10 protein-coding genes are annotated in these 13,125 nt (G+C 57.4%); 1 reads left to right on the top strand and 9 read right to left on the bottom strand.

Translation table 11 applies throughout. The annotated features are described in order from the left end of the window. Positions 1-561 precede the first annotated feature (561 nt). The 9 genes from VPK24_RS08535 to VPK24_RS08495 form a co-directional block, all read right to left on the bottom strand. Entirely contained in the window at positions 562-1,155 is a 594-nt protein-coding gene (locus VPK24_RS08535) for a sugar O-acetyltransferase (RefSeq protein WP_393012131.1), read from the bottom strand. A gap of 247 nt (positions 1,156-1,402) precedes the next feature. After that, positions 1,403-1,987, bottom strand: a complete 585-nt coding sequence (locus tag VPK24_RS08530) for a hypothetical protein (protein ID WP_393012129.1) — start codon at positions 1,985-1,987, stop codon at positions 1,403-1,405. A 150-nt stretch (positions 1,988-2,137) separates the two neighbouring features. Then, a complete protein-coding gene (locus tag VPK24_RS08525) occupies positions 2,138-2,722 on the bottom strand; it encodes a hypothetical protein (RefSeq protein WP_393012127.1) in 585 nt (194 codons plus the stop codon). 257 nt (positions 2,723-2,979) lie between these two features. Next, positions 2,980-3,663 (bottom strand): hypothetical protein, encoded by a 684-nt coding sequence (locus tag VPK24_RS08520; RefSeq protein WP_393012125.1) that lies wholly within the window; start codon positions 3,661-3,663, stop codon positions 2,980-2,982. A gap of 187 nt (positions 3,664-3,850) precedes the next feature. Continuing rightward, positions 3,851-4,861: an S-layer homology domain-containing protein gene (locus VPK24_RS08515; protein WP_393012123.1), complete on the bottom strand. Its 1,011-nt coding sequence runs from the start codon at positions 4,859-4,861 to the stop codon at positions 3,851-3,853. A gap of 244 nt (positions 4,862-5,105) precedes the next feature. Further along, positions 5,106-6,860 carry a 23S rRNA (guanosine(2251)-2'-O)-methyltransferase RlmB gene (rlmB, locus tag VPK24_RS08510; protein ID WP_393012121.1) on the bottom strand — a complete coding sequence of 585 codons (1,755 nt, stop codon included), beginning with the start codon at positions 6,858-6,860 and terminating at the stop codon, positions 5,106-5,108. After that, entirely contained in the window at positions 6,857-7,300 is a 444-nt protein-coding gene (locus tag VPK24_RS08505) for a Mini-ribonuclease 3 (protein WP_199291639.1), read from the bottom strand. Before VPK24_RS08505 ends, rlmB begins: the two co-directional genes overlap by 4 nt. A 77-nt stretch (positions 7,301-7,377) precedes the next feature. Beyond that, positions 7,378-7,755, bottom strand: coding sequence for an STAS domain-containing protein (locus VPK24_RS08500; protein ID WP_099534531.1), 378 nt, complete (start codon positions 7,753-7,755; stop codon positions 7,378-7,380). Positions 7,756-8,018: 263 nt separating this feature from the next. Then, a complete protein-coding gene (locus VPK24_RS08495) occupies positions 8,019-9,101 on the bottom strand; it encodes an inositol monophosphatase family protein (RefSeq protein ID WP_393012119.1) in 1,083 nt (360 codons plus the stop codon). Between the two features lie 9 nt (positions 9,102-9,110). Here VPK24_RS08495 and VPK24_RS08490 point away from each other — a divergent pair, with 9 nt between their 5' ends. Next, positions 9,111-13,058, top strand: coding sequence for a glycosyltransferase (locus tag VPK24_RS08490; protein ID WP_393012117.1), 3,948 nt, complete (start codon positions 9,111-9,113; stop codon positions 13,056-13,058). The last annotated feature ends 67 nt before the right edge of the window (positions 13,059-13,125 follow it).

The following is a 13,125-nucleotide window of genomic DNA, read 5'->3' as shown; positions in this document are numbered from 1 at the left end:
TGCGGGTAGGATTGGCAATGACCGGGAGACGACTCATGAGCTGGGTGATGCTTCGGGTAGGTCTAGCCTAAAACCGGATTTAGAGCTGCCAAGTCGGCTTTAGCTTCTCTTTATAAATTAGCTCTGAAACTCAGCGATCACCGTGGTAACCAGTTAAAGCGGTAACCAGTTAAATTGGTATTACTGTGAATAATTTCTCTGCACAAAATCTAATGGTTCTGTCACACACCGATTATATTAAGTCAGACATTAAGCCTGCAAGTCTACTTATGACAAGTCGGCGGGGATATTAGATTGCTATTGAATTGCTAATTGAATGATTAAAAAACATTAATTTCTCCAATTCACAAGACATTGGAGAACCCTCGCTAAAGCTGCACGATTGATATTTTCTTGGGCTTGAAATAAATTTTTAGCTTGCTTGAGATGATCTATTGCTTCTTTGCGACTTGAACGCATTCATATACCTAGCTCAAAGATATTACAAGTTTATTGGTATTGTGTTCAACGGTTTGCATAAGGTTACTTAGAATGCGGAGCCGGAGTGTTGATTTAAGTCCTTTAACTTTCGCGTGGATTCTCTGTGCAATGTCGGATAATTTTGGCGGGGACACCGCCCACAATGTAACCATTGGGCACATTTTTGGTGACCACTGCACCGGAAGCAACCACCACGTTGTCACCGATCGCTACGCCGGGGTTGATAATCGCGCCACCACCAATCCAAACGTTATTCCCGATCGCGATCGGCTTACCCAATTCCTGACCCGATCGCCGCAAATCCGGGTCGATCGGGTGGGTTGCCGTCAAAATGCTTACTCGAGGGCCAATTAGGCAATAATCGCCAATTCGCACTTCACAAACATCCAGAATGATGAGATCAAAATTGGCATAGAAATAATTGCCCAAGTGGATGTTATAGCCGTAATCACATTTAAAATTCGGTTCAATATAAATTTCCGGTGGCGCTGTGCCTAAAAGATCGTGCAAAATGCTGAGCCTTAGATTGGGTTCTTCCTCGGTGGTGGCATTATAGCGGCGGCAAAGTTGGCGGGCCCGGGCCCGTTCTTGGATGAGCTGAGAATCGGAGGCTAAGTATAATTGCCCTGCGATCATCTTACTTTTTTCACTATGTTCTTCGGCAAAATTAGCCATAATCAGCCTCCCAGAATCGATCGACCTTCATCAAAATCAAAATCCCAGGAGTGATTCACGAGTCATTGATCATCTCCTGGGGTTTTTATAAAACTTGTGCAGTTGTGGGATTGATCAAACCAAGCCGATCGGCTCGTTCTGAAACGCCTTTTGACTCGATCGATCGAGACTTGCTCATCCCGGTGTTGAATCGCTATGAAAATGACGGCTTAAGATTGAGTTGAAAAGCATTTTTCAGCTAACAATCCTAGTCTTGAATCGCAGCCAGCAGCAATTCCTCGATCGGGCGATCGCCAAAGGTGCTGGCAGGGAACGTATCAACCACGTCGAATTTGGCTCCCAGACCCATTAATTCATCATCCAAAAACTTTAAGAAATTGGCTGCACTGGGATCGTTCCCCACTTGCACAAAGCTAATGGCTAACTGTTCATCAACGGACATCTTTTTGGTAGCCGCGACGATCGCTTGGGCAGCGGCAGCCTTATCATCAGGCTGACCATCGGTAATCACTAATAGAGTCAAGGGAACTTCCGTTTGCCATTTTTTTAGCAAAACTTCATTCAAAAGCCCTGCCAAATTGGTGGAGCCAAAGGGTTCATTTTGGCTAAAAATTTCGGCCACCGTCGCCGCCGTTGCATTGCCAAATTCACGAATTTTGCTGGCAAAGGTATAGATCCCAATTCCATCTGGATCTAGTTTTTCCACCGCTTGGGCCAAACCAAAAGCCGCTTCAGCAACGGCGGCCCAGCGGGTTTGTCCATTGGGAAGAGTCATGCCCATGGAGCTAGAAGCGTCAATCGCCAAAATGTAATCGCGCTTGAGGCTAATCATGTCTCAATTTGATCAGGAAAGGGTGGTTAAACAATCAGAGAATCTAGAGAAGTGATGCAATTAGTGCCAATGATTTTTCGAAGGTTGGTAGTTGAATAGTTACCAATTCGCTGATCGTTGGCACTTGAACATTGCGCCTATCGATTCATCTTAATCTTGGATTGCGGCAATCAGGATTTCTTCAATCGATCGATTACCAAATTCACTAGCCGCGAAGGTATCAACCACATCGAATTTAGCACCCAATCCCATTAACTCATCATCCAAGAATTTCAAGAAATTGGTTGCCCCCGGATCATCACCAATTTGGACAAAAGTAATCGCTAGTTGCTCGTCCGATTGCATTTTTTTGGTGGCGGCCACCAGGGATTGGGCGGCGGCGGCTTTGTCGTCTGGTTGCCCGTCCGTGACGATAATCAAGGTAGTGGGCACTTCGGGAACCCACTTTTGCAGCAACACCAGGTTCAACAGGCCAGCCAGGTTGGTTGACCCAAATGGGCGATTTTGGCTAAACAAATTAGCAACGGTTTGAGCGTTAGCGTTGCCATGTTCCTTGACCCCAGAGGCAAAGGTATAAACCTGGATGCCATCGGGATCAAATTGCTCGATCGCCTGGGCCAGCCCAAAAGCTGCTTCAGCAACGGCGGCCCAACGGGTTTGACCGCTCGGCATCTGAATACCCATGGAGCTGGAAGCGTCCACGGCCAAAATATAGTCTCGGGTTAGGTCAGTCATGGTTTCACACAGGCAATTACTTTCCAATGTCCTAGATACCGCTAGTTCGCCCTCATTGATCCCAATTTTCCCGATTGAATTAATGCTGCTTGAATCTTTTGGATCAATCTTGTGGATTAATCTTGTGGATCAACTTCTTAAATCGATCTTTTGGATCAACCTCAGTTGCATCCTAAGTATCAATGCTGGCTAATGGCGAGGTCGGGCGAGATTGGGCAAGATCTGGGTTGACCCAATCTCTGGTGGCTCAATGCTAGCTAGATATCTGTGCCAGGTTGATTGTTGGGTAGCGGATTGTTGGGCAATGAATCGCTAGGGGCTTGATTGTTGGGGGTGGATGGTGAATTGGCGGGGCGATCGGGCGCAGCGGGGCTGGCGGCGGGGCTAGGCGACTCCAGCGGTGTGACCCATTGGAAGTCGATCGCGATTTTTTGGTCACCCACCTTCACTTGGGTCACTTCAATTTCTCGGGTTCCGGCGGCCAGGCGCTGAAAACTATCCGCCAAAAGCTGATTCACGGTGATGATTCGGGGGTCAGCCAAGGTGATGCAGGGAGAATCCACACGGGCAATTTTGGCTTCAAGCAGTTGCTGGGAGCTGGCTTGCAGCACAAAATCGAGGCTACCCGGTTCTAGGCGCTTGTCGGGACAAACGAATTTGCCAAAGGCGCGCACCTGTCCCTCTTGAATTTCAAAGCGATCAATGGTTTCCACAAAGGAAGCGGGATCGCCTTTGAAGCTGATGGGGCTTTGGTTTAGCAGGGTTTCGGAAATTTCGTAGCCGCTGTTAACCACCAAGTTGCCGTTTTGGATGTCGGCTTTGAAGCTGAATCCACAACCCACCAAGGGCAACAGCAGGGCGATCGCCCCGAGGGTGGGAACGCCGGGCCGTAGTTGGAAACGGGCTTGCGATAATCGAGATTGCCTAGCCGATCGATTCACGGCGATCGCCCCTCCCTCTGGGCTGGTTGCGGTGCGGAATACTGAAGAGTGGCTGTTGATCAGCCTATTTGGCTCCCAACCTAGCGCGATCGCCCTAGGCAGCATCCACACCGGGAACCCGTACCGCATTCATCGGAAATCCGCTGGGGGGGTGATTTTGCCCTGAACAAACTGCCCGATCGCCTCCCTAGGGTTGGGGCGACAGATAGGGCGAGGCGATCGGGGCTTGGCGTTTTTGCCAAACCAAGGCTTGATAGAGCGCCACGGCCACATCCGCGCGGGTTGCTGGCCGCTGGGCATCCAGGCGATCGCGCAAGGGGTAGTAAGTAACCAGGTTGTTTTGGCTGGCGGCGGCCACCTTGGGCTGGGCCCAGCGGGCCAGGGCCAAGCCGTCGCTGTAACGCTCCAGTTGCCGTTGGCGATCGGGCGGTTCCGGCAACGGCAAATTCAGCCCAGAGGCGAGGGTGATATAGAGTTCAAGACGAGAAATGGGTTGGTCGGGGGCAAATTGTCCATTGGGATAACCGCGCATTAACCCCAACACAACGGTTCGATCGACAGCGGATTTTGCCCAATGGTCGGCAGCCAAATCCGGGAAGGGCAGGGGCGATCGCACCGTGGGCCCCGCCCAGGCATCTCGCAAAATGGCCGCCAGTTCGGCCCGGGTCACCGGTTGATCGGGCTTGAAGGAACCATCCTCAAACCCGGCAATAATTTTGTCTTTCCGCAGTTTTTCAATAAAGGGATAGGCCCAATGTTGCCCGTCCACATCCTTAAAGGGCGCGGCCATTGGCTCCGAGGCGGCTGGCGCAATGGCTGGGGCAACAGATGGCGCAGGGGCGATCGGCTGGGCCGGAGCGGCGGGGATGGGCGCAGGAGCAGCCGGGGCCAGGGTTTGGCCAGCCACCGGGGGAGCCGTGGGGGAGGCTGCTGGGGCCTTGGCGGGCGCGTCGGGTTGGGGCGAAGGGGCGATCGCCCTCGTGGGTTCTTTGCCTGTGCCCTTAGGCGCTTCAGGGGCAACGGGGCGCGATCGCAGCAAGCCCTGCCAACCCGCTGGGACCGATTGACGACTGGCAAACCACCAGAACAATCCCCCAAAGATTAGCAGGGCCACTAAGACCGCAATCCATTCATCATTGGTCTCTCGGGCCGATCGCGATCGATCCTCAGGCAAGGGCCCATCCGGCAATTGAGACACGCACCACCTCCAAACTCAGGCCATGGCCGGGGTTTTCATCAACTCGCACCGGAGGCACGAGGTAACCCCGGGGCTTAACCGTTCCCGGCCCCTTGGAGGTTCGGTGGCGGCTAAGTCTCCGGACAGCCTAGCAAATGGACCGCTGGGAGGCAAAATCAGGGCACGATCGATCGCATTGATCCCTCAGATCGCGCTCGCCGGAGCATGGATTACCCAAGATGCGATCAACCGAAGCAACCGAGCCTTAGGAATTTCGCAAATCCAAGGACTGATGGCGACGCTGACGGCTCATTTCATAGAGCGCCATACCCGCCGCCACCGAAGCATTCAGGCTGGGCGTGTGGCCACTCATGGGAATGGACATCAACACATCGCAGGTTTTTTGCACCAACAGGCTCAGGCCATCCCCCTCTGCGCCAATCACCAGCACGAGCGGGCCCGTGAGGTCTACCTTGTCGATCGGTTCGCTGCCCTCAGCGGCCAAACCGTGGATCCAAAAGCCAGCAGCCTTCAGGGTTTCCAGGGCTTGAACCAAGTTGCCCACCCGCGCAATGTTCAGGTGCTCGATCGCGCCTGCTGCCACCTTCACCACCGTGGAAGTCACGCCCACGGCCCGCCGTTGGGGAATGATGATGCCCTTTGCGCCCAAGGCTTCGGCACTGCGGGCGATCGCCCCCAAATTGTGCGGATCCGTCACCCCATCCACTGCTACCAACACGGCGCGATCGGTGGCCGCCTTGGCCTTTTCAATCACATCCGCCAAGTCCAAGTAATCGTAGGCCGCCGCCTGGGCTGCCACACCTTGGTGATTGCCCCCATCCGTCAGCCGCGCCAGTTGGCTGTAGGTGGCTTCATCGATGATTGTGCCGTTGGTCTTAGCCGTTTGCAGCAGCCCCATAAACCGGGAATCGTAGCGCAACTGGGGCACGATCCAGAGTTTGTGCAGGGTGCGCTCGCTCTCTAGGGCTGCCAACACCGAATGACGGCCGTAGATGATGTCATTGTTGGTTTCGGCTTCGCCCGTGGTTGGGTTGCCATTTTGGGCATTGCCATCAAAGGTATGGGCAGCGCGATCGCGCCCGCCGAAGTCCCGGCCTTGGCCGCCTTGGCCGTCCCGGTGTTGCTCGCGGAACCCATCCCGGCGGCCGCCAAACTTGCCCCCTTCGGGACGACGACTGAAGGCCGGGCGATCGCCCCCGCGATCGAACCGAGGAGACCGATCGCTCCGTTCACCACGATCGCCCCGGGGCGAACCATAGTCACCATCCCGACGCTCATCCCGGTTCCGCTCCGGCCGGTCAGGACGATCGGGTCGATCGCCAAAGGGCCGACTGAACTTGCCTTGACCCTTGCCAAATTTCTTGCCCCGGAAGTCTGAACCCTCGCCACCGCGCGTGTCCCGGTTCTCTTCCCGGCTCCAATCGCCCCGGGGGCTAAAGGGTCGATCGCCCCCACGGTTCGGTCGATCACCATCCCGGCCACGGCGCTCAAAGGACTGGCCGCCCTGACCGCCACCAAAAGGCTTGCGGCCAAAAGATTTACCGCCAAAGTCCCGGGACTCGCCGTCACGCTGGCCGGAGCCATAGCCCCGCGATCCTTGTGGTCGATCCTGGGATCCCTGCGATCCCTGAGAGCCATAGCCCGATCGCCCCTGGGAACCATAGCCTGATCGACCTTGGGAGCCATAGCCCGATCGCTGGCCACCGTAGTCCTTCTTTTCCTTGCCAAAGTCCCGGTCTTTGCCGAAGTCCCGGCGCTCGCCCCCGTCATAGTTGCGGCGTTCCCGGTCTTCCCCGGAGAACCCAAAATCATCCGCGCGATCGCGCCGTCCCTCGTAACGCCCCTTCGAGCCTTCTCCCCCTTGGGAACCTTGATACCGTCCCTTGCCCTGAAACTGTCCGCCCTTAACCGGTTTCCCCGGACGCTCAAACTTGCTGGATTGACCGGCTTGGCCTGCTGAATTGCCGGTACGACCCTTACGATACGAAAAATCAGTCATGATGAAGAGTTGCGATCTAAAGTCGCATGAGAGGAAACAGACGGCGACAAATCCAACCGGGCCAACAACTCGGTCAGTCGGGACGGCTGGGTTAGGTAGAGATAACCCACCAAGGTTTCGAAGGCCGTGGCGGCCTGGTATATTCCACCCGCGAGCCGTTTCGGACGCTTATCAGTGGCATTGCGACCGCGCCGAACTATCTCACGTTCAGCCTCGGTCAGGTGGGGCAGCAGCGCCTCTAGGTGGCGGGCTTGGGTTTCAGCGCGAACTTGAGCAACCACGCGATCGTGATAGGTTCGGGTGCGTGATTGCGGCAAGAGGTAATAGCAGCGGATATAAAGTTCGTAAACGGAGTCGCCTAAATAGGCCAAAGCAGCCGGCGACAGACGTTGAATTTCGGCTGCGGGAATTGACGAACTGAGGGGGAGGGGCGATCGCAAGGCCGCGGCGGCTAGCCAGCCTGCTTCGACACTCGGAGAATCCGTCGCGATCGCCGGTTGTAACTCCACAGCCAATCTTAGCCTTGATTCGATTCAGAAACGCGCTTAATCGCCACTTCAACCGAATCCTGGAGCGATAGGAAGCTTTCGAGACGCACGAGTTTAACGGTCTGGGTGACGCGGGGATTCGTCACAATCTGGAAACTACCACCTGCACTCTGGGCCTTTTTCGCCAGTTGCACCAGAGCGCCTAGCCCAGAACTATCTACAAAATCGATATGCGCTAGATCCAGCACCACATGGGGCGGGCCGTCTTCAACATACTGCCCCAGCTTTTTGCGGAACGTGGGTTCCGAAAATGCATCGAGCAGCCCTGTGAGGCGGAACAGTTGACAATCTCCCTTAACTTCGCGCGTGCCTCGTAAGCTGACGGTTAGGGTAAGTTGCTCGGGAATAATGACCTCCTAAGAACACCGTCGCAATCTAGACAACATCCCAATATAAGGATTCCGAGCCTGGTTGTCCACTGAATTTTGTGCGGGTAGCCGCCCAGCTTCCGGGCCTTGGGTTCGTGCAGGAAAGTTTTGGGGAGGGGTTTTGCAGATTATGGGAATTTTTATTTTAGATTCCCAGGGAATCTAAAACTTGGGGATCGGAGATCGAAGGCCTGGGGATCTCATGACCCAACTGCCCCCAACCGCCGCCAAATCAGAGGCCCCTAAATCCCGATCGCCCGGCGGAAAAAATCGCCCAAATCAGCCCGAGCTACCACCAGACAGGCATTAGAACGTTTGCCATAACTGTCGCCAGGGGTGAGCGGAAAGGGTGGATAGGCTTCCAGGGAAATCCAGGTGGCTCCGGCCGCTTGCAGGATGGGCCAAACGGCGGCAATATCCCAGGCTTTGGGCGTTAGCTCGTAGGCTCCCACCATGCTGCCGGTGGCAACGGTGAGCAAGTTGTAGCTAGCCGACCCGATCGCCCGGATTTTGCAACAGAAGGGGCGTGGGGCCCGCTCAATGCTGCGGGTGCAAAAACTAAAGGTTTGGTTGGGGCCCGGGTCGGCGCTGGTGGTTCGGATCGGGCGGCCATTGAGAAAGGCTCCTGGTTCGAGATCCAATCCCGTTTCACCGGGCCAAAAGCCATAACAAGCTTCTTGGGTAGGGGGATAGTACAAATAGCCAAAGACGGGCCAGCCGCGATAGAGCAGCCCGATCGAAATGCCCCAAACAGGGATGCCGTGGCTGAAATTCGTGGTTCCATCGATCGGGTCAATGATCCAACACCAATCCTGATCGGGCAAATCATGGTTGCCCTCTTCGCTGAGCAAGCCGTGATCGGGAAATCGATCGGCGATCGCCTGGCGCAGGGTGGCATCGGCCCAGGTGTCCGATTGGGTCAGCAAAGTTCCGTCGTCTTTTTCGGTGGTGGCTCGATCGCCCGCAAAGTCCTTCAGCAGTTGCTGACCCGTGCGCTGGGCCAGGTCGGTGGTGAAGGTTAAAACATCCGTCCAAAAGGTGCGATCGATGGCGGTCATGGCAAGGGGTAAACAGCGGAGGGCAAGGGCAGAAGGCGCAGGAACGATAGTTGCTCGGGGCACAGGCAACACACAGACAGGATAGCGACCGGCGGGCGATCGTCCAATGGCCAACACTGGCCAAGGAATGCGATGGCCATTGGCGGGCGAGCTGGGCATTCGGAGGGCCAGCCATTGGAGGGCCGGGCCGGTGTGGTATTTTTCCTGAGAACCCCACCGGTTCCCAGATGCACGCCCATTGCCACGCACCCGTTGTCGATCTTGCAACCCCCTCCTATGACTGAGCCGACTATTGCGATCGTTGCTGGACTGTTGCCGGTGGGATGCGATCGGGTGGCGGCGGCCCTCGAAGAGTTGGGCTGGCGACCGGTTTCCGTGGAACCCTGGCATCAGGCCGTATTGCGGGCCCAAGGTTTCCAAGAGTCCGGTTGGGTGACGCGGCAGCCGGAGCCGGTTTCGGCCCTTTGGATCGATCGATTGGGACAGCTTTGTCGCCGCTGGCCCACGGGCCCGGTGGTGGTGGCGGACGCTTTGGCCACCTTGTTTTTGAGTGATTGGCAAACCCAGTTCCCCACCGCTCGGTTTGTGTTGGTGTCCTGTGCTCCTTGGGTGGGCGTTTCGGCCCTGTTTCGGGTGGCGGGCGATCGGGCCCTCGAAGATCCAGAATGGGCCCTGCGGGTTTGGCAAACCTACCACGAGGCGCTGTTGGTGGCCCTTGAGCAATTGGGCGATCGCGCCATTTTGGTGGACTTGGCGGCCGGAGCGGTGGAATGGGGCCCCGAAACCCTGATTTTGCCAGACTGGGAGGCGATCGCCGATGAACGCCAAGCCCTTTTCCAGCATTTTTATCCCACGGCCACCGCCCTTTATCAGCAGCTCAACGCCCGGGCCCTGGCTCCGCACCCGCAATTGCCGATCGACCCCAGCGCGCCCACCGATGCCCTCACCTGGTTGCAGGATTGGGCCTTGGCTGAACAGACCCGCGATCGCCAAGGGCAGTTTCGGCAACTGCAACGACAACTGGCCCAACTGCAACCGGCCTTGGCCCAAAGCCAATTTCAACTGGAGCAAACCCGCGCGGATCTCAGTCGCTATCAGGCCCGAGTCCTAACCGCCGAACAGGGGGCGATCGAGGGGCGATTGCGAGTAGATCAGTACCAAGCCCTGATTGGAACCTATGACAGCCGGCTGCAATGCACAGAAGACCTGCTGCAAGCGGCCAATCAAGACCTAGCAAGCCTGCGGGATCAAATCGCCGACCTCCACGAGGAATTGGAACTGGCGGAGTTGGAAGTGAAGCACGGTCGCCAGGCGATCGCCCGGGCCAACGAACTGCGGGATCACGCCAAGGCCCAAATCGCCGCCGCTCAAGATCAGTTTCGGGAGCTGCGATCGCGCCTTGAGGAAACCCGTCGCCTGTTAGACATCATTCGCAGCAGCAAGTTTTGGGCCCTGCGGAATTTTTGGATCAAGCTGAAATACAAACTGCGGCCGCCAGCGGCCGATCACTTTGATCCAGAGCTGTTTGCGCGCACGCTGGTGGCCCTGTCGCAAATTCCTCCGGAACTGGCGATCGCCCCCGATCCGGCGGCCCAACAGTCTGCGATCTATGAGGCTATTAAGCGAGAGCTGCCCAGCCTGGACTTGCGCAAGCCCCACGCTCTCTTGCGGCTGTTTGATGCGGCCTACTATCTGGAAACCCAGCCGGATGTGGCGAACTGTCTGCCCAATGCCACCTACAGCCAGGCCTTTGCCCACTTTGTGGCCAACGGGGCGACGGAAGGGCGCGACCCCAGCCCCCTCTTCAAAACCCGCTACTACCTGGAAACTTACCCCCAGGTGAAAGCGCGATTGGCGGCCAAGGACTTCAACAGCGCGATCGAGCATTTCCTTGAAGTGGGAATGGCGGAGGGGCTAAATCCCAATCCCAACTTTGACAGCGAATTTTATTTGCAAACCTACGGCGACGCGGCCTTGGCGGTGGAACTGGGGCAATATCGCAGCGCCTTTGAGCATTTTCTATTGGTGGGGGTGCGCGAAGGGCGCTTGGCGGCTCCGGTGAAGGTGCAAACGGCGGACGATCGCCCGATCGGGATGTTTGCCTTCATCAGCGGCTGCGGTGGTGCGCCCTATCGCTACCGTTGCCTGCACCAGGCGGAAGCCCTGCGCTATTTGGGCTACAGCGTTGAGGTCTACGACATTGCCCAATATCCTTACCGGGAACTATTGGATCAATACCGAGTGGTGGTGATGCACCGGCCCACCTTCCATCCCAACCTGGAGTCAGCGATCGAGGAAGGGCGAAAACAGGGCGTGCGGTTTGTGTTTGAAACCGATGATTTGGTCTTTGATCCGGATCTGCTCTACCAGTTGGAAGATGCCAACAGCGGCGAAGAAGAACTGCGGCAGGTTTACAAGGAGATGATGCGCCAATACCAACGGGCGATCGCCCGGGTGGATGGGGTCAGCACCAGCACCGCCAACCTGAAACGGTCGATCGAGCAGCGCTTCCCCGGCACTCCCGTGGCGCTGTTGCCCAACCGAGCCAGCGCCGAAATGGAACGGCAAGCGGCCGAAACCCTGGCCGCCAGCACCGATGAGCGCGATCGCTCCGTGGTGCGCCTGGGCTATCTCAGCGGCACTAAAACCCACCAGCGGGACTTTGCGGAATGTGAGGCCGCCTTGCAGGTCATTGCCACCCGCTATCCCCAAGCGCGACTGTTGGTGGTGGGGCATTTGGAACTATCGGCGGACTTCGCGGCAACCTGGGGCGATCGACTGGAGCGGTTGCCGATTTTGCCCTGGGAAAAACTGCCGGAAGTTTATGCCCGTTTGGATATTAACTTGGCTCCCCTAGAGCGTGATCGGGAATTCACCGCCGGTAAGAGCGAGCTGAAATATTTTGAGGCGGCCCTGTTGGCCGTGCCCACGGTGGCCTCCCATTGGGGAACCTATGCGGAAGCCATTCAACCGGGAGTCACGGGGTTCCTTTGTGGTGATTCGGAAGACTGGATCGCCACCTTGGGCCAGTTGATTGAGGATCAAGATTTGCGCGATCGCATGGGGCAAGCGGCCAACCAAGCGGCCCGCCAGCGCTACCTCACCCGCGCCGCCTTGGGAGAAACCTGGGCCGGCTGGCATCACCTGTTAGCCCGATCGATCCCAGAACCCAGTGCGCTGACCGTGGCCATGGTGGTCTCCCTCGCAGCCAGCGACAGCGTGGAGGTCGATCGAATCGCCGCCCTGGCCCGGGCCCTGGATGCCCAAGGCCATGAGGTGCGGCTCGTGGTGCAACCCTTCGGAGCCAGCAGCAGCGGCCAAGTCCATCAGGCCTGTCGTGCTTGGGAAACCCAGTTGCAAGGCAGCGGTGTGCAGGTGTTGGAAGGCCGCACGGGTCTGCCGGCCTTGGATGTGGCCCTGGCCACCGATTGGCGATCGGCCTGTGCGGTGGCCGATTGGGCCAACGTGCGGCTGCGGGTGCGTTTGGTTCAAAACTGGGAAGTGGATTGCGAAGCCCCAGGCACCATTGAGCGCGAAACGGCCCTCGGTTCCTGTGGGTTGCCGTTGCGGCCGATCGCCCTCGGCCAGGCCCTCGCCGATCGCTGGGAAACGGCCCGGGCCCTGCGAGTGCCGCCCCTGTGGCTAGAAGGCGGATTAACGGCGGACTTTTTGCCCGCCACGCCCAATTGGGTGCGCCACAGCGGCCCCGCCCGATCGATCCTTTGGTTAGACGATCGCGCCGCCGATGCCGACCAGCGATCGGCCATCATTGCCGGGTTAAGCCTCCTGGCCACCCAGCAACCGGATCTCCAAATTCGCCGCTATGGTTCCCACGCGCCGGAGCCACTGCCCTTTGCTTGCGAGGAACTGGGCTGGCCCGATCGATCCACCTTGGCCGCCGCGTTGCAAACGGCTCAACTGCACTTGGCCCCCTCAGCCGCCAACAGCGCCCTCCCCACCCTGCAAGCGATCGGCTGCGGTTGTGCGGCTCTGCTGGTGGGCGAAGATTTGCCCCTGCATCCCACCCTGTCCGCCGGGATTCACTACGGCACGGTGTTGCCCGTGGCCGAGTCGATCGCCCAAACCCTGCTGCAACTGACCACCGACGCAGTTTCGCGGGTGAACCTAGCCCAAACGGGACGAGCCACCGTTGAAACCCTCGGCATCGATCGCACGGCCAACGAACTGGAACAACTGCTGCGTCGTCTGCTGTTTTTGGAGTAGGCAATCGCTGAAATTTCGCTATCCTGGGGCCATTGGGACAATTTTGCTCAATCAGGAGTCCAAAGAG

The organism is Limnothrix redekei LRLZ20PSL1 (assembly GCF_043235035.1).
In the GTDB taxonomy this organism is placed as follows: Bacteria; Cyanobacteriota; Cyanobacteriia; order CACIAM-69d; family CACIAM-69d; genus CACIAM-69d.
The sequence above is the reverse complement of the archived record's forward strand: the minus strand, read 5'-3'. Positions and strand labels throughout refer to the sequence as shown.